18 protein-coding genes are annotated in these 21137 nt (G+C 71.4%); 12 read left to right on the top strand and 6 right to left on the bottom strand.

The features are described from left to right. The first annotated feature begins 149 nt into the window (after nucleotides 1-149). Genes ONA70_RS22905 through pknB form a run of 7 tightly spaced genes read left to right on the top strand, consistent with a single transcriptional unit; the run spans nucleotide 150 to nucleotide 9037 of the window. Entirely contained in the window at nucleotides 150-938 is a 789-nt protein-coding gene (locus ONA70_RS22905; RefSeq protein WP_265008528.1) for an FhaA domain-containing protein, read from the top strand. A 6-nt stretch (nucleotides 939-944) separates the two neighbouring features. Further along, the gene (locus tag ONA70_RS22900; RefSeq protein ID WP_123242988.1) at nucleotides 945-1430 is read left to right on the top strand and encodes an FHA domain-containing protein FhaB/FipA; all 486 of its coding nucleotides are present in this window, start codon (nucleotides 945-947) and stop codon (nucleotides 1428-1430) included. Then, on the top strand, nucleotides 1427-2851 hold the full coding sequence (locus ONA70_RS22895; protein WP_265008527.1) for a protein phosphatase 2C domain-containing protein: 1425 nt from the start codon (nucleotides 1427-1429) through the stop codon (nucleotides 2849-2851). The genes ONA70_RS22900 and ONA70_RS22895 overlap by 4 nt, the downstream gene beginning before the upstream one ends. Before the next feature lie 28 nt (nucleotides 2852-2879). After that, nucleotides 2880-4367 carry an FtsW/RodA/SpoVE family cell cycle protein gene (locus tag ONA70_RS22890; protein WP_265008526.1) on the top strand — a complete coding sequence of 496 codons (1488 nt, stop codon included), beginning with the start codon at nucleotides 2880-2882 and terminating at the stop codon, nucleotides 4365-4367. Beyond that, complete coding sequence (locus tag ONA70_RS22885; protein WP_265008525.1) at nucleotides 4364-5869, top strand: peptidoglycan D,D-transpeptidase FtsI family protein; 1506 nt, start codon at nucleotides 4364-4366, stop codon at nucleotides 5867-5869. Before ONA70_RS22890 ends, ONA70_RS22885 begins: the two co-directional genes overlap by 4 nt. Nucleotide 5870: 1 nt before the next feature. Beyond that, a complete protein-coding gene (locus tag ONA70_RS22880) occupies nucleotides 5871-7235 on the top strand; it encodes a serine/threonine-protein kinase (RefSeq protein ID WP_265008524.1) in 1365 nt (454 codons plus the stop codon). Beyond that, nucleotides 7232-9037 carry a Stk1 family PASTA domain-containing Ser/Thr kinase gene (gene pknB / locus ONA70_RS22875; protein WP_265008523.1) on the top strand — a complete coding sequence of 602 codons (1806 nt, stop codon included), beginning with the start codon at nucleotides 7232-7234 and terminating at the stop codon, nucleotides 9035-9037. Before ONA70_RS22880 ends, pknB begins: the two co-directional genes overlap by 4 nt. A 120-nt stretch (nucleotides 9038-9157) precedes the next feature. Here pknB and ONA70_RS22870 read toward each other — a convergent pair whose 3' ends face one another. The 4 genes from ONA70_RS22870 to ONA70_RS22855 are packed head-to-tail and all read right to left on the bottom strand — an operon-like array spanning nucleotide 9158 to nucleotide 12501. After that, nucleotides 9158-9808 carry an aminodeoxychorismate/anthranilate synthase component II gene (locus ONA70_RS22870; protein WP_265008522.1) on the bottom strand — a complete coding sequence of 217 codons (651 nt, stop codon included), beginning with the start codon at nucleotides 9806-9808 and terminating at the stop codon, nucleotides 9158-9160. Between the two features lie 4 nt (nucleotides 9809-9812). Beyond that, nucleotides 9813-10091, bottom strand: a complete 279-nt coding sequence (locus ONA70_RS22865) for a hypothetical protein (protein WP_265008521.1) — start codon at nucleotides 10089-10091, stop codon at nucleotides 9813-9815. 2 nt (nucleotides 10092-10093) lie between these two features. After that, nucleotides 10094-11698 (bottom strand): class E sortase, encoded by a 1605-nt coding sequence (locus tag ONA70_RS22860; RefSeq protein WP_265008520.1) that lies wholly within the window; start codon nucleotides 11696-11698, stop codon nucleotides 10094-10096. Next, nucleotides 11695-12501 carry a DUF881 domain-containing protein gene (locus ONA70_RS22855; RefSeq protein WP_265008519.1) on the bottom strand — a complete coding sequence of 269 codons (807 nt, stop codon included), beginning with the start codon at nucleotides 12499-12501 and terminating at the stop codon, nucleotides 11695-11697. The genes ONA70_RS22860 and ONA70_RS22855 overlap by 4 nt, the downstream gene beginning before the upstream one ends. A gap of 230 nt (nucleotides 12502-12731) precedes the next feature. Between ONA70_RS22855 and ONA70_RS22850 the strand changes: the two genes are divergently transcribed. The 5 genes from ONA70_RS22850 (at nucleotide 12732) to ONA70_RS22830 (ending at nucleotide 19284) form a co-directional block, all read left to right on the top strand. Continuing rightward, entirely contained in the window at nucleotides 12732-12995 is a 264-nt protein-coding gene (locus ONA70_RS22850; protein ID WP_265008518.1) for a cell division protein CrgA, read from the top strand. Between the two features lie 414 nt (nucleotides 12996-13409). Further along, nucleotides 13410-15611: a (Fe-S)-binding protein gene (locus ONA70_RS22845; protein WP_265008517.1), complete on the top strand. Its 2202-nt coding sequence runs from the start codon at nucleotides 13410-13412 to the stop codon at nucleotides 15609-15611. 188 nt (nucleotides 15612-15799) lie between these two features. Then, a complete protein-coding gene (locus ONA70_RS22840; protein ID WP_265008529.1) occupies nucleotides 15800-17107 on the top strand; it encodes a hemolysin family protein in 1308 nt (435 codons plus the stop codon). Beyond that, nucleotides 17100-18104: a hemolysin family protein gene (locus ONA70_RS22835; RefSeq protein WP_265008516.1), complete on the top strand. Its 1005-nt coding sequence runs from the start codon at nucleotides 17100-17102 to the stop codon at nucleotides 18102-18104. The genes ONA70_RS22840 and ONA70_RS22835 overlap by 8 nt, the downstream gene beginning before the upstream one ends. Nucleotides 18105-18282: 178 nt before the next feature. Continuing rightward, nucleotides 18283-19284: a C40 family peptidase gene (locus tag ONA70_RS22830; protein WP_406601231.1), complete on the top strand. Its 1002-nt coding sequence runs from the start codon at nucleotides 18283-18285 to the stop codon at nucleotides 19282-19284. 61 nt (nucleotides 19285-19345) lie between these two features. Here ONA70_RS22830 and ONA70_RS22825 read toward each other — a convergent pair whose 3' ends face one another. Next, entirely contained in the window at nucleotides 19346-19900 is a 555-nt protein-coding gene (locus ONA70_RS22825) for a hypothetical protein (RefSeq protein ID WP_265008514.1), read from the bottom strand. Between the two features lie 58 nt (nucleotides 19901-19958). Continuing rightward, on the bottom strand, nucleotides 19959-21137 hold a 1179-nt coding region (locus tag ONA70_RS22820), incomplete at its 5' end, for a hypothetical protein (RefSeq protein WP_265008513.1).

Genomic DNA, 21137 nt, shown 5'->3' with positions numbered 1-21137 from the left:
ACATATTACGCTGTCACCGGTCATCGCCACGAGCGATCACCGTTCGTGGCGGACGAAACTCTAGCACGAGCTTCGGACCGTCCACGAACGGGCCGCCGGCAGCCGGCCGAGCGGCATGTGAGCTGCGGAGGCGGTGTCCGGATACCATCATGGCCTCGGGACCCGAGGAGGAGCCGGTGAGCGTGCTGCAACGCTTCGAAAAGCGTCTGGAAGGCCTGGTCGAGGGGGCCTTCGCCAAGGTCTTCAAAGGGGTGGTCCACCCCGTGGAGATCCTCAACGCCATGCAGCGGGAGGCCGAGGCGCACAAGGCGATCCTGGCCGGCGGGCGCACGTTGGTGCCCAACCGCTACGTGATCGATCTCTCGCCGTACGACCACAGTCGGCTGGCGCCCTACGCCGCCGCGCTGGCCCAGGAGCTGGCCCAGTCCCAGGCGGAGTTCATCGGCGAGCAGGCCTGGACGGTCTACGGGGACGTGATCGTCGAGATCGAGCGCGGCGAGGGGCTGGACACCGGCATGTTCCGGGTCACCGCCGAGGTCTACACCGGTGGCGACGTCGCTCCGGTCTCCGCGCCCGGCGGCTACGACGCCGGCCCGGCCTACCCGTCGTACGACCAGGGTGGCGGCTACGGCCCGCCGCCGGGGCACGGCGGTGGCCGCAACGTCCGGCTCGTCTCCGGTGACGGCCGTACCTACCCTCTCCAGATGGGCTCGACCGTGATCGGCCGCGGCGACCAGGCCAACCTGCGCCTGCCGGATGTCGGGATCTCCCGTCGGCACGCCCGGCTGGACTTCGACGGTGGCCAGGTCGTGCTGACCGACCTCGGCTCCACCAACGGCACGATGGTCAACGGCCAGCGTGTCTCCGCCGTCGCCCTCAACCCGGGCGACATGATCCAGCTCGGCACGACCACCCTGACCTTCCGCGTGGACGGCTGACGAGCGTTGCCGGAACTCGTCATCACCGTCGCCCGGTTCGGGTTCCTGATCCTGCTGTGGATCTTCGTGTTCACGGTGGTCGGTGTGATCCGCCGAGACCTGTTCGCGGGGGCCCGGTCGGGTCGTCTGGTGGCCGCGCCGCGCGGGGTCGGCGCCCCGGCCGGACCGCCCGCCAAGCCGGCCAAGGTGAAGCGGGGCAGGGCCGCGCACCAGCTGGTGGTCACCGCCGGCCAGCTGGCCGGCACCCGGATCACGTTGGGTGAGGCGCAGATCACCATCGGTCGCGCCGAGGATTCGACGTTGGTGATCACCGACGACTACGCGTCGGCGCGACACGCCCGACTCGTGCCGCGTGACGGGCAGTGGTACGTCGAGGACCTCGGATCCACTAACGGCACCTACCTGGATCGCGCTAAGGTCACCGGACCAACCCCCGTCCCCCTCGGCGTGCCGATCCGGATCGGCCGCACTTCCCTCGAATTACGGCCATGACTCTGACCCTGCGCTATGCGGCCCACAGCGACCGCGGTCTGATCCGAGACGGTAACCAGGATTCCGTCTACGCCGGACCGCGGCTGCTCGCCGTTGCCGACGGCATGGGCGGCATGGCCGCCGGTGACGTCGCCAGCAACATCGTCATCGGTGCCATGGCGCCGCTCGACGAGGACGTCCCCGGGGACGCCCTCGTCGACGCGTTGCGTTCGGCCGTGGGCACCGCCAACCAACAACTCCGCGACACCGTGGACGCCAACCCGCAGTTGGAGGGGATGGGCACCACCCTCACCGCGACCCTCTTCTCGGGCAGCAAGCTCGGCATGGTCCACATCGGTGACTCGCGGGCGTATCTGCTGCGGAACAACGAGTTCACGCAGATCACCAAGGACGACACGTACGTCCAGATGCTCGTCGACGAGGGCCGGATCAGCGCGGAGGAGGCGAGCAGTCACCCCCAGCGCTCGCTGCTCACCCGGGCGCTCGACGGCCGCGACATCGACCCGGAGTACAGCGTCCGCCAGGTGCTCCCCGGCGACCGCTACCTGATCTGCTCCGACGGCCTGTCGGGCGTGGTCAGCGCGGACACCATCGCCGACACCATGCGCGAGTACGGCGACCCGCAGCAGTGCGTCGAGCGCCTGGTACAGCTCGCCCTGCGCGGCGGCGGGCCGGACAACATCACGGTGATCATCGCCGACGCCACCGACCAGGACATCGTCGAGGCGTCCCCGATCGTCGGCGGCGCCGCTGCCCGGGACCGGGGCATGGCCACCTCGGCCGACGTCTCCACGCCGGCGGCCCGTGCCTCGGCGCTCTCCGCCCCCCGCCCGGCCGCGCCGGAGGAGCCCGCGGACGCCAACGAGGACGAGCCGCGCCGGCACCGCCCGGTGCGGACCGCGGCGATGCTGCTGGCGCTGCTGGTCATCCTCGGTGGCGGCCTGTTCGGCGGATGGAGCTACACCCAGCGCCAGTACTACGTCGGTGCCACCCAGGACGGACAGCTCGCCGTGTTCCGGGGCGTACCGGGCCAGATCGCCGGCCTCGACCTGTCTAGCGTGCACGCCACCAGCGAGGCCAAGCTGGACGATCTCACCCTGGCCGCACAGGAGCAGGTCAAGCAGGGTATCCAGGCCAAGAGCGAGCCGGACGCCGAGCGGCGGCTGGCCGAGCTGACCAGCGACGACCCGGCCAACCCGAACCTGAAGCCGCTCTGCCCGTCCAGCCCGGCGCCGACGGCCGCCGCGTCCAACCCGACGTCGACCGTCACTGCCACCCCGGCGACCCCGTCCGGCAGCGCCACCGCCGTCGCGCCGGCGACCCCCACGCCCGCGCCGATCGCGCCGACCACCACGCCCGACGCCGTCCCCTCCGACACCGTCCCGCCGGTCGACCCGGCCGGCTGCCGGTCGCCGGAGTGAGCGTCGGTCCGACCCGGAGGACGCATCCGTGACCGTAGCCGCCGTACCGGCAGCCTCGCCCGCCTCGACGGGCGAGCAGTCCGGCGTACGCCTGGCCCGGTCCCGGCGCAACGCGGAGCTGTCGCTGCTCCTGCTCGCCATCGTGCTGGTGGCGGCGTACTCGGCCACGGTCGAGGCGAACGTGCTGGACACGGTCACCTCGGACTTCTGGATCCCGGCCGCCACGCTGGGCCTGGTCTTCGTCGGCCTGCACCTGGTGATCCGCTGGCTGGCGCCGTTCGCCGACCCGGCGTTGCTGCCGGCGGTCGCCCTGCTCAACGGCATCGGCGTGGGTTTCCTACGCCGCTACGACCTGGCCCAGGCCGCCCCAGAGGAGCGGGAGCACCTGGCCGTCTTCGCCGGCACCGGCGGGCGGCAGCTCGCCTGGACGCTCGGCGCGGTGGTCCTCGCCGCCGGACTGCTGGCGATCATGCGGGACCACCGCTCGCTCTCCCGGTACGCGTACACCTTGGGTCTGGCCGGCATCGTGCTGGTGATGATTCCGGCGGTGCTGCCGGCCCGGTTCTCCGAGATCAACAACGCCAAGCTGTGGATCCGGATCGGCGGCTTCTCGATCCAGCCGGGTGAGTTCGCCAAGCTCGCCCTGCTCGCCTTCTTCGCGTACTACCTGGTCCGTAAGCGGGAGGTGCTGTCGCTGGCCAGCCGCCGGCTGCTCGGCATCGACTTCCCGCGCGGGCGCGACCTCGGCCCGGTCCTCGTGGTCTGGCTGATCAGCCTCCTGGTCCTGGTCTTCGAGAAGGACCTTGGCACCTCGCTGCTCTACTTCGGCATGTTCGTGGTGACGCTCTACATCGCCACCGAGCGGGTGAGCTGGCTGCTGATCGGCCTGATCCTCTTCTTCGGTGGCGCCTACCTGGCGTACCTGCTGGGCAGCACGGTCGGCGGCCCGTTTGCCAACTTCTACCTCCGGGCCGAGATCTGGCTGGACCCGTTCGGTGACCCGTACAACAAGGGCTACCAGCTGGTCCAGGGTCTGCTCACGCTCGGCAGCGGCGGCCTCTTCGGGGCCGGGCCGGGTGGCGGCCAGCCGACCCTGTTGCCCGAGGTGCAGACGGACTTCATCTTCGCCGGCATCGGCGAGGAGATCGGCCTCTTCGGCCTCTCCGCGCTGCTCGTGGTCTACCTGCTGATCGTCGAGCGGGGGCTGCGGGCCGCGCTGGCGGTGCGGGACTCGTTCGGCAAGCTGCTGGCCGGTGGCCTGGCCTTCACCCTGGGCCTGCAGGTCTTCGTCATCGTCGGCGGGATCAGCAAGCTCATCCCGCTGACCGGCCAGACCACTCCGTTCCTCTCCGCCGGTGGTTCGTCGCTGATGGCGAACTGGCTGCTCATCGGGGTCCTGCTCCGGGTCTCCGACGGCGCTCGCCGGCCGGTGACCGGAGGCGGACCGGTGCCCCGGCCGTCGGGCGGCCCGCCGGAACAGCTGCATGGTGCCCCCACGGAGGTGATCCGGCCGTGAACGCACCGCTGCGCCGCGTCGGAGTGGTCGTGATGATCCTGTTCGGGCTGCTCTTCGCGAACCTGAACTGGATCCAGGCCTACAAGGCGGACGAATACCGCAACAGCGACTACAACGGCCGGGTCCAGGTCGCCGAGTACGACCGCAAGCGCGGCAACATCGAGGTCGGCGGCACCGCGTACGCGATCAGCAAGGACACCGGCGGGAAGCTGCGCTTCCTGCGTACCTACCCGGCCGGCGAGGAGTACGCGCACGTGCTCGGCTACCAGCCGGTCAACGGGGGCGCGACCGGCATCGAGCGGACCGAGAACCAGTTCCTCGCCGGCACCAGCGACCAGCTCATCGGCGACCGGGTGAAGGACATGTTCACCGGGAACAAGACCGGCGGCGGCAACGTGCTGCTGACCCTCTCCAAGCGGGCCCAGGACACCGCGTACAAGGAGCTCCAGAACAACGAGGTCGGGGCGACCAGGGGCGCGGCGATCGCGATCGACCCGCGTACCGGCGCGGTGCAGGCGCTGGTCTCCATGCCGAGCTTCGACCCGAACCCGCTGGTCAGCCACGACACCGACGCGGCGTCGAAGGCGTTCAACAAGCTCGAGCAGGACAAGGACCGGCCGCTGGCCAACCGGGCGCTCGCGGAGACGCTGCCGCCCGGCTCCACCTTCAAGGTCATCATGTCCGCGGCGGCACTGGAGAGCGGCTACACCAAGCAGACCAGGATCCCGGCCGGGGCGAGCTGGACCCCGCCGACGTCCGGACAGCCGATCAGGAACGCCGAGGACTCGATCTGTCCGCAGGACGAGGTGAGCCTGATCCAGGCGCTCACGGAGTCCTGCAACACCGGTTTCGCGCAGCTCGGCGTGAAGCTCGGGGCGGACAAGGTCAAGGAGAAGGCGCGCGAATTCGGCTTCGAGCAGGACGACCTCACGGTCGGGCAGTTGGGCGAGGGCGGCCTGCCGGTGGCGGCCAGCCGGACCGGCGAGATGACCGCACCGGGCGGGGCGACCGATCCGGCCGCGTTGGCCCAGTCCTCGATCGGCCAGCGCGACGTCCGGATGACCCCGTTGCAGGGCGCGCTGATCGCCGCCTCGGTCGCCAACGGCGGCAGCCAGATGCGGCCTTACCTGGTCAAGCAGCTGCTCGCCCCGGACCGCACCACCAGCTACTACACCGCCAAGCCGCGGGAGCTGCGCCAGCCGGTGAGCGGGCAGGTCGCGGCCGACCTGCGGGACATGATGGTCAGCGTGGTCGAGAACGGCACCGGCAAGTCAGCCCGGATCCGTGGCTACACGATCGGTGGGAAGACCGGCACCGCGCAGTCCGGCCCGGGCACCCCGGACCACGGCTGGTTCATCGGCTTCGCCCTGGACAAGAACGGCACCCCGATCTCCGCGGTCTGTGTGGAGCTGGAACAGGCCGGGTCCGGCGGCAGCCACGAGGCGGCCCGGATCGCCGGCCGGATCATGCAGGCGGCCATCACCGACGCCGGGGGCCGCTGACATGCTCAGCCCGGGGGTGCAGCTCGGCAACCGCTACCGCCTCGACGAGCGGATCGCCAGCGGTGGCATGGGCGACGTCTGGCGCGGCACCGATCAGGTGCTGGGCCGGACGGTCGCGGTGAAGAGCCTGCTCCCCGCCCTGCTCGACGAGCCCGGCTTCGCCGAACGGTTCCGGGGCGAGGCCCGGACGATGGCCACCATCAACCACCCCGGGGTGGTGGACGTCTACGACTTCGGCAGCGACCAGCAGGTCGCCTTCCTGGTCATGGAGTACGTCGAGGGCGACGCGCTCTCCTCGACGCTCAGCCGGGTGGGGCGGCTCACCCCGGCCCGGACGATGGCCCTGCTCGCGCAGGCCGCCGACGCGCTGCACGCCGCCCACGAGAAGGGGATCGTGCACCGGGACGTGAAGCCGGGCAACCTGCTGGTCCGGCCGAACGGCACGCTGGTGCTCACCGACTTCGGCATCGCCCGCTCCGACCTCGTGGGCCAGCTCACCGCCGCCGGCTCGGTGCTCGGTACCGCCTCGTACATCTCGCCCGAGCAGGCGACCGGCGCGGTCGCCACCCCCGCCTCCGACGTGTACGCGCTCGGCGTGGTCGCGTACCAGTGCCTCGCCGGTCGGCGACCGTTCGAGGGGGACAATCCGCTCGAGATCGCCATGAAGCACGTGCGGGAGGCTCCCCGACCGCTGCCCGCTGACATCCCGCCCCAGGTCCGGGCGATCGTCGAGCGGGCCATGGCGAAGGATCCGGCGGCCCGCTGGCCGAGCGCCGCCGCCCTGGGCAGCGTCGCCCGGCAGGCCAAGCTCGCCCTGTCGCAGCAGGCCCGCGGCGGCGCGGGGCAGGCCGGCCCGATCTCCGGCGTACCCTCCTCGCCGGCCGCGCCGTCGGCCCGGGCGCAGGTTCCGGCCGCGCCGCGCCCGCAGCCCCGGCCGCCCGCGGTGCCCACCCGCCCGCCGGTCGCGCCGCGGCCCGTCGCGGTGGCCCAGCCCGCTCCGCAGCCGCACCCGCCGGTGGCGCCGCGCGGCGCGGCGACCGTCCCGTCGCCCCGGCAGCACAACCCCCCGGGGTACGCACGGCCGGCTGCCCTGCCGCCAGCCCCGCGCCGGTCCCGGTCCGGGCTGTGGGTCACCGCCGTGGTGGTGGCCGTACTGGTGGTGCTCTGCTCCGGCGTGATTTCGTACTACTACCGGAAGCACGCGGCGGCCGGCCAACCCGGCGCACTCGGCCCGGTGAGCGTGACGTCCGGCGCGGTGCGGGTCCACGGTGCGGACGATCTGGTCGGGACGTCGTACCGTCGTGGGGTACGGCTCCGGCCCGGTGGCGGCGAGACGACGACGAGCGAAGGACGAGAGACGCGATGACAGCGCAGGCCCGCCTGCTCGGTGGCAGGTACCAGGTCGGCGAGCTGCTCGGCTACGGCGGCATGGCGGAGGTGCACCGCGGTCGCGATCTCCGTCTTGGGCGGGATGTCGCGATCAAGATGCTTCGGACCGATCTCGCCCGGGACGCCACATTCCAGATGCGGTTCCGCCGCGAGGCGCAGAACGCCGCCTCGCTGAACCACCCGGCGATCGTCGCGGTGTACGACACCGGCGAGGAGACCGCGCCGACCGGCGAGACGCTGCCGTTCATCGTGATGGAGTTCGTCAACGGACGGACCCTCAAGGAGGTGCTGGGGGCCGAGGGGCGACTCCAGCCGCGCCGGGCGCTGGAGATCTGCGCCGACATGTGCGCCGCGCTGGAGTTCAGCCACCGGCACGGCATCATCCACCGGGACATCAAGCCGGGCAACGTGATGCTCACCCAGACCGGCCAGGTCAAGGTGATGGACTTCGGCATCGCCCGGGCGCTGGCCAGCGGGGCCACCACGATGACCCAGACCAGCGCCGTCATCGGCACCGCGCAGTACCTCTCCCCGGAGCAGGCGCGTGGCGAGGCGGTCGACGCCCGGTCCGACGTGTACGCGGCCGGCTGCGTCCTGTTCGAACTGCTCTGCGGGCACCCGCCCTTCGTCGGGGACAGCCCGGTCAGCGTCGCGTACCAGCACGTGCGCGAGCAGCCGCCGACCCCGAGCACCATCAACCCGGACGTCAACCCGGCGGTGGACGCGATCGTCCTCAAGGCGCTGTCCAAGAACCCGCTGAACCGCTACCAGAGCGCCGGCGAGATGCGGGCGGACCTGCTCCGCGCCGCCGCCGGCCGCCCCGTGCTGGCCACCCCGGTCATGTCGGCGGACGAGACCGCGGCGATGGGCCCGGCCGGCGCGGCCGGCGGGTACCAGACCCAGGTGATGGGCCCGCAGACCCGCCAGCAGGTGCCGGCCCGGGTCGGCGATCCGCGCAAGCGGAAGAGTTCGTCGTGGGTGATCGCCACCTTCGCCGCGCTCGGCGTGCTCGCGGTGATCGCCCTGGCCGCCGCGCTGTACCTGAGCCAGCGGGGGGCGGACGACGTCCGGGTGCCGTCGTTGGAGGGCAAGACCCAGGCCGTCGCCTTCCAGGAGGTGCAGAACGCCGGCCTTGTCCCGGTGCTCGGCGACCAGGTGAAGAACAACGACTGCGACAAGGGCAAGGTGGCCGGCCAGAGTCCGCCGGCCAGTACGACCGTGAAGAAGGGTCAGAACGTCACGATCCAGATCTGCGGCGGCCCGAGCCAGGTCCCCATCCCGAAGGGGCTGAAGGGCTCTCAGTTCACGAACGTCAAGCAGCAGCTCGAAGGATTGGAGCTCGTCGTCGACTCCGAGGATGTCGACAGCAGCCTGGCGGAGGGCCTCGTCGTCAGCGTCGACCCGAAGGAGGGCGAGACCGTACCGGTTGGTTCCACCGTCAAGGTGCTGGTTTCCAAGGGCAACGTGGCCAAGGTCCCGGACGTGGTCGGCCTCCCCAAGGACCAGGCGGAGCGACTCCTGAACAACGCCGGGTACAAGGTGCGGGTCCTCGACGGTGACGACACCACCAACCCGGACCAGGTCGGCAAGGTCAGCAGGCAGAGCCCCGGCGCCAACAGGGACCTCCCGAAGGGCAGCCGGGTCACCATCTACGTCGACATCGCACCCCCGGAGCCGACCGAATCGCCGACGTCGCCCAGCCCGAGCGGTTCACCGACGGGCACCGGTGGCGGGTTCCCCTTCCCCACCACCCCGCCGCAGCAGTTCTCCCGGCAGTGACGGATCGAGGCCCCGACTCCGGTCGGGGCCTCGATGTTTGTCGCCGACCCTCGGTCGTCGATCTGGCGATGTCCCGCTGACCGGGGCCCCGCAACGCCGCCGAGCCGGCGCCTCAGGTCGTCAGGAAGTGGCGAAGGCGGCCCGGCGGCGGGCGTCCACCTCGGCGGCCAACTCCGGGGCCCGCTCCAGCGCCTCCGGGTGGCCGCAGACCGCCAGCCAGTTCGCCAGCATGAGGTGCCCGCCCTCGGTCAGCACCGACTCGGGGTGGAACTGGACGCCCTCGATCGGCAGGCTCCGGTGCCGCATCGCCATGACCACGCCGGAGCCGGTCCAGCCGGTCACCTCCAGCTCGTCGGGCAACGTCTCGGGCAGTACGGCGAGCGAGTGGTACCGGGTGGCGGTGAACGGTTCGGGCAGGCCGGCGAGCACCCCGACCCCGTGATGGCTCACCTCGGACGTCTTGCCGTGCAGGAGCTCCGGCGCCCGGGTCACGGTCGCCCCGAACGCCTCGCCGATCGCCTGGTGCCCGAGGCAGACGCCGAAGAGCGGGAGCTTGCCAGCGTACTCCCGGATGACGTCGAGGCAGCTGCCGGCCCGGTCCGGGCTTCCCGGCCCGGGTGACAACAGGACGCCCGCGGCCCCCACCCGGCCGACCTCGGCGACGTCGATCTCGTCGTTGCGCCGTACCTCGCAGTCCACGCCGAGCTGGCCGAGGTACTGCACCAGGTTGTAGACGAACGAGTCGTAGTTGTCGATCACCAGGACGCGCATCGGGTCACCTGTTCGGGGTGGTGGGCGGGGCGTTGTTGGTCTCCGTGCTGTACGGGATGTCCTCCTCGCTGGGCCGCACGCTCGGCTCGGTCAGCCCGCCACCGTCGTCACCCGGTACGCCCGAATCCTGAGTGACCTGGACGTCGTCGAAGGGGAGCAGCGGCTCGGCCCACGGGAAGACCACGAACCAGAGCAGGGCGACCGTCGCCGCGGCGAGCAGCAGCGAGCCGATCAGCTTCCCGGCCAGCCCGAACGGCAGCTTGCGCCAGATCCACGCGTACATCGTCAGCCTTCCAGCTCCGGCGGCCGGCCCGCGGACTTCGAGTGGCTGGCGTTCTCGTCCAGCTCCGCGTGGATGATCAGGCGTTGGTAGTTGTCGAACTTGGGGTTGCAGGTGGTGAGGGTGAGCAGCTTCTGCCCCGCCGGCTTGCCGGGCTCGAACGGGTTGGGCGCGACGACCTCCACCTGAGTTGGCCTGACGATCCGGGTCTTGATGACGCGGTAGACGTACCAGTAGTCCTTGGTCTCGACCACGATGGCATCGCCGTCGTCGAGCTCGTCCAGTCGCCAGAAGGTGGACCGGATGCGGTGCCCGGCGACGGAGAAGTTGCCGACCTCGCCCGGCATGGCGCTCTTCGGGTAGTGGCCCGGGGCGTAGCGGATGTCGTCGGGGCTTACCCCCTCGACCACGACCCAGTGCTTGTCGAACTTGGGGATGTAGAGCCCGGCGACCGGCTTGCCCTCCGCCGGCGGCTTGGGCTTCGCGCTGGGGCCGGCGGGTGCGGTCGGGCCGACCGTCGGGTCCGCCCCCCACTCCTGGGCGAGCTGGCTGTTCAGGTCGTTCTGGTGGGCGTCGACGATCACCGTCTTGCCCCAGATCTCGTACCCGGCGAAGAGCAGCACGACCAGGCCGAAGGTGATCAGGACCTCGCCGGTGGCCCGGATGCCGCTACGCACCCGGGAACCGACGGTGGGGCGGGTGAGTTCGGAGTAGACGCTCTTGTACCCCTCGCCGGTCTGCTCGGGCCGGAGCTGCACCACCCGCTCGCCCCGGCGGGGGCGGGGCGGCTCGGCCGGCCCCTCGGCGGGCTCGCCGCCGCCCTCGGGCAGCGGGGGCACGGCACCCATCAGCGCGGTGGAGTCGAGGCCGGGATCGTTCGGGCGTCGGGCGGTGACGGCCGGCAGCACCGCGGTCGCCCCCTGATCCGCCGGCACACCGCCGGCTTCCGGTCGTCCTGGTCCGGGTGCCTGCGGTCCACGAGGGGCCGCCGAGCGGGGCGTGCCACCGGCCGACTCGGCCGTGCGGGGCGTGCCGGCGGCCCGATCCCCGGCCGTCGGGCCGGTGTGCCGGGCCCGGCTCTCCGTGCCCGCCGCCGGTGTCGGGCGGCTCTCCGGCTGGCCGGTCACCCGGGGAATGATCGCGGTCGCGTCATCGCCCGGGGCGGCGGGCCGTACGCCCCGGGTCGGTGCGGGCCCGCCCGGGCGGGCGTCGGGCCGCTCGGCGGACCGGCTCGGCGGCCCGGCCTCGTCCGGAGCCGCCGGCGTCGTGGCGGCGGTCGGCTGCGAACGCGCGGCGATCACGTCGCCCCAGCGCGGCGGCGGCTCGGTCGGGAGGCGGCGCGGCGGGGTGCTCTGCGCGGCGGGCCGGCGGGACTCCGGGCCGGCGGCGGAGGTGCCGCCCGGACCGTCGCCGAAGAACACCGCAGGCCGATCGTCGGCCGGCGGGCGGGCCGCGGCGGGCCGGCGTTCGGCCGGCTCCGGCCAGGGGAGGTCGAGCGCGGGACGGGCCGGCGGTGGGGCCGGGCGCTCGACCGGGGGGAGGAACGCGGTCCGCTCCTCACCGCGGTCGCGGTGACGCCCGTCGCGCTCCTGGGGGCCCTCGGAGGTCACCGGGGCACCTTCGCCGAGCGGAGCGCGGTGGAGTCCTCGAACGCCGGCACGGTGACCGCGGAGACGGTCTCGGAGTAGCCGAGCTGGTAGTGGTCGACCGCTTCCTTGAACAACCGGACTCCCTCGGACGCGGCGAGGGCCCGCTGGAGCGAGGCGGGGTCGCCGATAGCCACGATCTTGAAAGGAGGGGAGTACACCCGACCGTGCAGCAGCAGGGTGTTACCGACGCAGCGTACCGCGCTGGTACTGAGGACGCGGACGTTCATGATTGACATTGCCTCGGCTCCGCCCGCCCAGAGCGCATTCACGACCGCCTGGACGTCGCCCTGATGGACGACCAGATCGTCGTTGCTGGCACCTTTGGGCAGGGCCTGGTCGGCCCGGCGGGGCGCGTCGTTGAGTTCGATGGTGACGCCGGTGCCGCTGAGCGCGGTGAACCCGGCGGCCTGCCGGCTGCCGGCGGCCCGGTCGCGCTGGGCCTTGATCGGGCCGTCGGTGTCGGCCAGCGCCGCGGTCTGCTCCTCGACCTCGGCGCGCAGCCGGGCGGCCTTGGCCTCGCTCTCGGCGACCTGCTCGCGCCGGTCCTCGATCAACTGGGTGAGCTGGGGGCGCCGGTCCTCCCGCAGGGCGGTGCCGCCCGCGGTGGTCGCGGTCGTGGTGAAGAGCAGGCCGGCCGCGGCGGCGATCAGGGGTACGCCGATCGACCATCCCGGGCGGCGTTGCCGTGGCCGCCGGGGCAGCAGACCGACGACCGCCCGCCGGAGGACCTTCTGCCAGGAGGCGGCACCGGACGTGTACTCCACCGGGCGTTCCCTTTCCCGTCGTCTCGTTCCGGCCCGCGACGGGCGGACCGGGCTGTTCGACCCGAAAAGTCCCCCCCTTTTCGGTCACTCCGTGCACCGGCCTGACCCCATTCATGGCCTGGGCGGTCCGTCCGGACTACGCTAGCTGTCGAACATTATTGGCCATGGACCGTCGCCCTCGCGCCCGGTTGTCAGGCCGGACGAGGTCGTACCCCCCTCTGGAGAGCGTCGTGCCCAAGTCTCAGGTCCGCAAGAAGAAGGTGTACACCCCGCCGACGGACGTGCGTCCGACGGCGACGGCGGCGACGCGCAAGCCTAGCCCGGTCTGGCTGCCGATCGTCGCGGTCACGTTGATCGTCGTCGGGATCGGCTGGCTGGTTGTTTACTACCTCTCCGAGCAGGCTTATCCGGTCGCCACGTGGGGCTTCTGGAACCTCGCGGTGGGCTTCGGCGCGATGGTCGCCTCGCTCATCCTGCTCTCCCGCTGGCGCTGACCCGGTCGACGGCCGGCCCGGCTCTCCGCTACGACGACTTCAGCTCGGCGCGTCCGACGCCGGGCAGCGACTGACGTCGTCGCGGGGGTCGGGCCGCCGCCCGGTCCTGCCCCGGTCGGCCTCTGTCGACCGGTTCACCGCCGGTCAACAGATGGACGTACGTCACGCCACGCGCCCCTGCCCGGCGCTTGGCGCCAGGTCCACCTAAGGTGTGCGCAGGGCGGCGTGGCCGAATGCGAGAAGACTCACGTTACTGCTGGGTAACCTTGCGCGTAGGCTGCACTGCATGACCGAGCGGAGCGAGGTCATCGGCCGATCGGGTCGGGGTGGCGGTAGCGGCGGAACGCCGCCCGCGTCCTGAGCCTTTCCGGTCGCCGAGCCGCTCGACAGGCAGCAGACCGGGAGGCCAACTCGATGGGCAGCGTCCAGATCGTCACCACGATCCTCGCGGCCGCCATCACGGCGGTGGCGGTGTGGCTTGCGGTACGCGCGGTCATGAAGATGGTGGCAGTGATCCGGCTCGGGCAACCCGCGCCGGAGCGCTTCGCCGACAAGGGCGCCCGCACCAGGAAGATGCTGGTGGAGACCGCCGGTCACACCCGCATGCTCAAGTGGAGCGTGGTGGGTGCCGCGCACTGGTTCGTGATGGTCGCGTTCATCGTGCTGTCGCTGCTGGTGCTCGAGGCGTACTTCGAGGTGGTCACGTCGGGCGGCGGGCTGCCGATCATCGGACACTGGACGATCTTCGGCCTGGCCACCGAGCTGATCGGCGTGTTCGGCTTCCTCGGCATCCTGGTGCTGATGGCGATCCGCCTGCGCAACCGGCCGAACCGCCCCGGCAACCGGTCCCGGTTCACCGGCTCGACCATGTGGCAGGGCTACTTCGTCGAGTGGGTCGTGCTACTGGTTCTGATCTTCGGCTTCCTGATCCGCGGCTTCAAGGTCGCCACCGACCACTTCGAGTACCCGGTCTGGGCCACCCCGGTCAGCCACGCGATCGGCGCCGCCCTGCCAGCCTGGGCGGCGGGCGTCAGCCTCGCCGCCCTCATCAAGATCGTCATCTCGATGACCTGGCTCATCGTGATCTCGCTGAACGTCACCATGGGTGTCGCCTGGCACCGCTTCCTGGCGTTCCCGAACATCTTCTTCAAGCGGGAGCCGGCGAAGCCGGCCGGCTCCGGTCTCGGCGCGCTGCGCCCGATGATGAGCGACGGCAAGCCGCTCGACTTCGAGGAGGCCGACCCCGAGAAGGACCAGTTCGGCGTCGCCCAGGTCGAGCAGTTCACCTGGAAGGGCCTGCTGGACTTCAGCACCTGCACCGAGTGTGGTCGCTGCCAGTCGCAGTGCCCCGCCTGGAACACGGGCAAGCCGCTGTCGCCGAAGCTGCTGGTGCTGAGCCTGCGCGACCACGCGTACGCCAAGGCGCCGTACCTGCTGGCCGGCGGCGGCAAGGACCTGACCGGCGAGGAGAAGGCCACCCAGGAGCAGCTCGCGAGCGTCGACGTGCTGGCCCTGGCCGAGGCGGACCGGCCACTGATCGGCACCGCCGAGGAGGGCGGGGTCATCGACCCGGACGTGCTCTGGTCCTGCACCACCTGCGGCGCCTGCGTCGAGCAGTGCCCGGTGGACATCGAGCACGTGGACCACATCGTCGACATGCGCCGCTACCAGGTGCTGATCGAGTCGAGCTTCCCGTCCGAGGCCGGCGTGATGCTCCGCAACCTGGAGAACAAGGGCAACCCCTGGGGTGCCCCGCAGAACACCCGCGAGGACTGGACCAAGGGCCTGGACTTCGAGGTGCCGCGGGTCGGCGAGGTCGAGGACTTCGAGTACCTGTTCTGGGTCGGCTGCGCCGGCGCGTTCGAGGACCGGGCCAAGAAGACCACCCGTGCGGTCGCCACGCTGCTCAACGAGGCCGGCGTCTCCTTCGCCATCCTCGGCGAGGGCGAGACCTGCTCGGGTGACCCGGCCCGCCGGATCGGCAACGAGTTCGTCTTCCAGATGCTCGCCCAGCAGAACGTCGAGACGCTGAACGAGGCGTTCGAGGGCCGGGAGAAGAGCAAGCGCAAGATCGTGGCCACCTGCCCGCACTGCTTCAACACCCTGGGCAACGAGTACGGCCAGCTCGGCGGCGAGTTCGAGGTGGTCCACCACACCCAGTTGCTGGCACACCTGGTCGCCACCGGCAAGCTCACCCCGGTGCAGCCGCTGGACGGTGGCCTCACCTACCACGACCCCTGCTACCTGGGCCGGCACAACCGGGTCTTCACCCCGCCCCGGGAGGTGTTGGGCGCTGCTCTCGGCTCGGCCGAGATCACCGAGATGCCGCGCAACAGCGAGCGCTCCTTCTGCTGCGGCGCCGGCGGCGCCCGGATGTGGATGGAGGAGAAGATCGGCAAGCGGATCAACGTGGACCGGGTCGAGGAGGCCATGTCCACCGGGGCGAAGACCATCGCCGTCGGCTGCCCGTTCTGCTCGACGATGCTCAATGACGGGGTCAACGGCAAGGGGGCCGGCGAGCAGGTCGAGGTCGTGGACGTGGCCAGCGTGCTGCTCCGCTCGGTGAAGCCCGCGGACACCGCGGGCGAGAAGGAGACCGCCGGCGCGGCCGGCTGATCGGCCGCACGACGACGGAAGCGGCGCCACCCCGGCGGGTGGCGCCGCTTCCGCTTTGCCGGGACCGTCCGGAGCCGGCCGTGGTGGCCGTGACTGCGGCGGCCGGGCCGTCGTGCGGTCTGGCGCGGCCGTGGAAGAATCCCGTCCGAGGTGAGGCGAACATCGACGGCCTTCTGGTCACGGCGCTGTTGCCCCTGGTCGGCTTCGTCCTGCTGACCGTCGGCAACGCGTTCTTCGTCGCGGCCGAGTTCGCCCTGGTCACCGTCGATCGCGCGGAGATCGACCGGCGCGCCGGCGAGGGCGACGGGCGGGCCGCCACCGTACGCCGCGCGCTGCGCGAGCTGTCCTTCCAGCTCTCCGGCGCGCAGCTCGGCATCACCATCACCGCGCTGCTCACCGGCTACCTGGCCGAACCGGCGTTGGCCCGGCTCGTCGCCCCGCTGCTGCGCCCGGTCGGCGGGGCGGACCGGTTCAGCGGGCTGCTCGCGCTGGCCCTGGCCACGCTGATCTCGATGCTCTTCGGCGAGCTGGTCCCGAAGAACCTGGCGCTGGCCCGGCCGATGCCGGCCGCGCTCGCCACCGCCGGGCCGATGCGAACCTTCGCGCGTACCTTCGGCTGGCTGATCCGGCTGCTCAACGGCTCGGCGAACCGGCTGGTCCGCCGGCTCGGCGTGGAGCCGCAGGAGGAGCTGGCCAGTGCCCGGTCCCCGGAAGAGCTGGGGCTGCTCGCCGCGATCTCGGCCCGGGCCGGCGCGCTGCCGCCGGACACCGCGATGCTGCTGCGCCGTACCATCCGCTTCGGCGACAAGCGGGCCGCCGAGGCGATGACCCCCCGGGTGGACGTGATGGCGCTGCGGGCCACCGCCACCGTCGCCGACCTGCTGAACCTGTCCCGGCAGACCGGCCGGACCCGGTTCCCAGTCTACGAGGAAACGCTCGACCTGGTCACCGGCGTCGCCGGGGTGCCGGACGCGCTCGGCGTGCCGCTGGCCCGCCGGGGGTCCACCACCGTCGCCGCGGTCGCCCGGGAGCCGGTGTACGTCCCGGAGAGCCTGGACCTGGACGGGGTGCTGGCGGCCCTGAAGGCGGCCGGCGCCGACCTGGCCATCGTGGTCGACGAGTACGGCGGCACGGACGGCGTGGTGACCGTGGAGGACCTGGTCGAGGAGCTGGTCGGTGAGATCGCCGACGAGTTCGACCCGGACGCCGTCGACGACCTCGGGCCGGTCGAGCTGACCGTGCCCGGCGGCGAGCGGACCGTCCTGGTGGACGGCGTGCTGCGCGAGGACGAGCTGGCCGAGCAGACCGGCTTCCGGCTGCCCGAGGGGCCGTACGAGACGCTCGCCGGCTTCCTGATGGCCCGGCTGGGGCACATTCCCGCCCCCGGCGAGACCGTCGAGGAGGCCGGCTACGAGTTCACCGTCGTCGAGGTGGAGCGGCACCGCGTGGAGCAGGTCCGGGTGGTCCGCCCCGAGGAGCTCGACGCCGATGACTGAGCTGCTGGTCGCTGCCCTGCTGCTGCTCGGCAACGCCTTCTTCGTGGGCAGCGAGTTCGCCCTGATCGCCTCCCGGCGGACGGTGATCGAACCGCTCGCGGCGGCGTCCAAGCGGGCCCGCTGGGCGCTCGCCGCGATGAACCAGATCCCGCTGATGATCGCTGGGGCGCAGCTCGGCATCACGGTGTGCTCGCTCGGCCTCGGCGCGATCGCCGAGCCGGCGCTGGCCCACCTGCTGGAGACGCCGTTCGAGCGGCTGGGCCTGCCGGCCTCCGGCGTGCACCCGGTCGCGTTCGTGATCGCCCTCGGCGTGGTGGTCTTCCTGCACACCGTGGTCGGCGAGATGGTGCCGAAGAACATCACCCTGGCCGGCCCGGAGCCCTCGGCGCTGTGGCTCGGCCCGGTGATGCTGGCCTTCTGCGTGGCCACCAAGCCGCTGCTGCTGGCGATGAAGTGGTCGGCCCGGCAGGTGCTGCGGCTGTGGCGGGTCGAGGCGACCGACGCCGTGAAAACGGTCTTCACGGCGGAGGAGTTGGCCGGGCTGGTGTCCCAGGCGCGGACGGAGGGGCTGCTGGACGCGGAGGAGCACGCCCGGATCACCGGCGCGCTGGCCCTGCACAGCCGTACCGCGGCCGACGCGCTGCAACCGTGGTCGACCGTGACCACGGTGGCCGAGGACGTCTCACCGGCCTCGCTGGAGGTGCTGGCGACGCGTACCGGCCGGTCCCGCTTCCCGGTGGTGCAGCGGTCCACCCGCCGGGTGCTCGGTTTCGTGCACGTGAAGGACGTGCTCGGATACGCGGGCGCGAGCCGGCGCGCGCCGGTGCCCGCCGAGGTCTACCGGCCGCTGGCCGTGGTGCCGCCCGACCGTACGCTGGCGGATCTGCTCCTCGCGATGCGGCGCGAGCGACGGCACATGGTGCTGGTGAGCGACGGCCCTCGCGCCCTGGGTGTGGTGACTCTCGATGATGTATTGACCGCGATCGTTGGAAAGTGAATGAACACCCTTGGTGTGCAAGCGGTTGCGGACGGGTGATTGAGCAAGAGGCTGCCTTGATTCCTCCCCGGTGCCTTCCCTAGTGTGGGGCTCCGACCGCTGTGGGTCGTCTGCCTCGACCTTCCCTCTCTCGAGGCGCCCGCGGTCGGTTGCAAAGGAGTCCGTGCCGGTGGCAACCATGCCCCCTCATCGTCACGCCCCGAGCCAGCCACCCGTCAGACCGCTCGGGGCCCGCCGGTTCGTACGCCGTCTCCTCACCCTGGTCGCGGCCGTCGCGGTCGGCGCCGGGCTGCTGACGGCTCCGGCGCACGCGGCGCCGTCGGTCGACGAGATCGACGCGCAAATCGACAAGCAGTGGGAACAGCTCGAACCCACCATCGAGCAGTACAACAAGATCAACTCCCAGCTCAAGGCCAACCAGAAGAAGTCGGCTGACCTGCAGAAGAAGATGGCGCCGCTGGAGCTGCAGTCGGCGCTGGCAATGAACCAGGTCGGCGACCTCGCCGCCCGCTACTACATCGACGGCCCCTCGCAGGAGATCGGTGCCCTGCTGGTCAGCACCAAGCCGGGCACCCTCGCCGAGCAACTCGTCATCCTCGACCGGCTGGCCGAGCAACAGCGCAAGCAGGTCGCCGGCGTGCTCGCCATCCGCGACCGGTACCTGGCGCAGAAGCAGAAGCTGGACGCGCTGATCGCCACCGAGATGAAGCAGAAGGCCGAGCTGGCGGCGAAGAAGAAGCAGATCAACGCCGAGATCAAGCGGTTGACCGCGATGCTGCCGGTGAGCTCGGTGCGGGTCGAGAACTGCCCGAGCATCGACGGCGTGGTGAGCAGCGCTGCCCGTACCGCGATCAAGACCGCCTGCGCGCAGGTCGGTGACCCGTACGTCTGGGGCGCCACCGGCCCGAACTCGTTCGACTGCTCCGGCCTCACCCAGTACGCCTACAAGGCGGCGGGCATCTCGCTGACCCACTTCACCGGCGCTCAGTGGAACGAGGGGCGGCCGGTGTCCCGCGCCGACGCTCGACCGGGCGACCTGGTCTTCTTCTTCAGCGACCTGCACCATATGGGCCTGTATCTGGGGAACGGGATCATGGTGCACGCGCCCCGGACCGGTAAGCCGGTGCAGGTGTCCAGCATCAACACCATGCCGGTCGCCGGCTTCCGCCGGCCCTACTGACATCCTGAGCAGCACGGAGGCCCCCGGTCCGTGGACCGGGGGCCTCCGCCGTGTTCGGAGGTCAGCTCGTCCGACCGACCGTCTGCACGTCCACCCGCTCGTGCGCCTCCGCCGGTAACGGCTGCTGGAGTTCGACGCGGACGTCGTACTCCCCGATCATCGGCACGTTGGCGAGGGCGCTGTAGCTGCCCCGCTTACCAGGGACCTCCATCAGGATGATCGGCCCCTGCCGGTGGGACATCGGCATGGCGATCATGTCCGTCCAGGCGACCATCCGGGCCATCGTGATCGGCTGATACGTTCCGGGGCTCACCGCCTGCACCTCGATCTGCACCTGCAAACCCCCCACATGTCGCGCCTTGACATCCAAAACTGCGGCGGTCGACCCGGTCGGGTGCGCGGACGCCGGGTGCGTGGGGGGCACCGCAGCCGCCCGCCCCTCCGGACGGGTGGTCAGAAAGGCCAGACCGCTGATCGCGACCGCGATGGTCATGCCGGTGGCGAGCCCAGCCAGGAAGCCGAGCCGCCGCTTCGGCTGCGGCTTCGGGGGCCGGCGGTTCCGCCGCCGGCTGCCCGGCACCGGCTCGACCAGCCGCCATTTCGAGATCGTTGTCATTGGTTCCGGTTCCTCTCCGGGTGCGGGCGGTCGGCGAACCGCCCGCACCCGTGCTCGCTCAGCCGATGGGATGGTCTGGGAGCTGGATCAGCCCTGAGCGGGGCGTCCCGTACACCCGGAAGACCCCCCACTGCCCGCCGATGAGATGCGGTGAGAGGGTGTTGGACCGGTACAGGTAGTCACCGGGTATGGCAGTCGGGCCGCCCGCGCCGCCGGTCACGTCCGGATCGAGCACCACCGGGTACACGCTGCCCGGATTGAACTCGCCCTGGAACGCCTTGATCTGCGACTGCGGATCCTTGGGCGCAGCCCGCCAGGTGTGACCGTGCAGGGTGAACCCGGTCGATCTGGGCTTACCCACCGCCTGGCCGACCCACAGTACGGTCTTGTCCCCCGCGTACGCCTCCAGCAGGGGCGTGCTCGGGTCGCCGTGCGGGTAGCTGCTGAAGATGGTCGCCACGTCGTTGGTGGCCGCGTACCGGTGGTTCCAGGGCTCGTTGCGGTAGTTCACCGCGACCTCGCCAGAGTCCTCGGTGTCGTCGGTCTCCCGGCTCGGTGCGACCGCCAGGTCCACGTTGTCGGGGACGTCCGTGCCATCGGCTCGGAACAGCGCCAGGTCGCTGTTAAGCAGGACGATGTTCTCCCGGTAGTCCTTGCCGTTGGGATCGACGATGACCGCCTGGGTGCCGGACTTCAGCGTGGTGCCGTCCTTCGGGTTGAGCCAGCTGGTGCCCTTGGGTTCGATCACCAGGCCGCCGAAGAGCCCGTGGTGCCCGTGGTGCAGCGGGTCGGCCTGGTCCTGCAGCAGGGCCAGGCCGGTGATGCCGTCCGGCGCAACCCAGAAAACCTGCCGCTGTTCGCCCACGCCAGCCGTCAGGTCACCGAGCCCATAGGTGTCGTCGCCGGTGTTGGTGCCGCGTGATTCAAGTGCGTATTCGAGCAGGGTGGGTGTGAGCGAGACCCGCGAGCTGACGGGGTACGGTTTGAACCCCGGCACGTTCCGCTCGTTTTTGGGCGGCTGGTCGAGGCAGCCGGGGAGCGTGCTGCCGTGGCCCCGCCGCCAGCCGAGTTGGCCCGGCTCTGTGGCCTCGAAGCAGCTTGCTTGCATCTTGGCGGGATCCAGTTGGTTTTTCAGCGTTACGTAGATGCAGTCCCCCTCGTGCGCCCGCAGCACCAGTGGTTCCGGAGGCTTCTGTCCGGACCTGATGGCGTTGACGTCCTCCTCGAGGGCGAACAT

This window comes from Micromonospora yasonensis, from assembly GCF_026013475.1.
Lineage (GTDB): Bacteria > Actinomycetota > Actinomycetes > Mycobacteriales > Micromonosporaceae > Micromonospora > Micromonospora yasonensis.
This window is presented reverse-complemented; position numbering and strand designations above follow the sequence as displayed.

What these genes read in the sequence shown, in the direction of transcription:
- ONA70_RS22905 (WP_265008528.1), top strand. Translation starts at nt 150, where the DNA reads ATGGCCTCGGGACCCGAGGAGGAGCCGGTGAGCGTGCTGCAACGCTTC.
- ONA70_RS22895 (WP_265008527.1), top strand. Translation starts at nt 1,427, where the DNA reads ATGACTCTGACCCTGCGCTATGCGGCCCACAGCGACCGCGGTCTGATC.
- ONA70_RS22880 (WP_265008524.1), top strand. Translation starts at nt 5,871, where the DNA reads ATGCTCAGCCCGGGGGTGCAGCTCGGCAACCGCTACCGCCTCGACGAG.
- pknB (WP_265008523.1), top strand. Translation starts at nt 7,232, where the DNA reads ATGACAGCGCAGGCCCGCCTGCTCGGTGGCAGGTACCAGGTCGGCGAG.
- ONA70_RS22870 (WP_265008522.1), bottom strand. Translation starts at nt 9,808, where the DNA reads ATGCGCGTCCTGGTGATCGACAACTACGACTCGTTCGTCTACAACCTG.
- ONA70_RS22865 (WP_265008521.1), bottom strand. Translation starts at nt 10,091, where the DNA reads ATGTACGCGTGGATCTGGCGCAAGCTGCCGTTCGGGCTGGCCGGGAAG.
- ONA70_RS22845 (WP_265008517.1), top strand. Translation starts at nt 13,410, where the DNA reads ATGGGCAGCGTCCAGATCGTCACCACGATCCTCGCGGCCGCCATCACG.
- ONA70_RS22835 (WP_265008516.1), top strand. Translation starts at nt 17,100, where the DNA reads ATGACTGAGCTGCTGGTCGCTGCCCTGCTGCTGCTCGGCAACGCCTTC.
- ONA70_RS22830 (WP_406601231.1), top strand. Translation starts at nt 18,283, where the DNA reads ATGCCCCCTCATCGTCACGCCCCGAGCCAGCCACCCGTCAGACCGCTC.
- ONA70_RS22825 (WP_265008514.1), bottom strand. Translation starts at nt 19,900, where the DNA reads ATGACAACGATCTCGAAATGGCGGCTGGTCGAGCCGGTGCCGGGCAGC.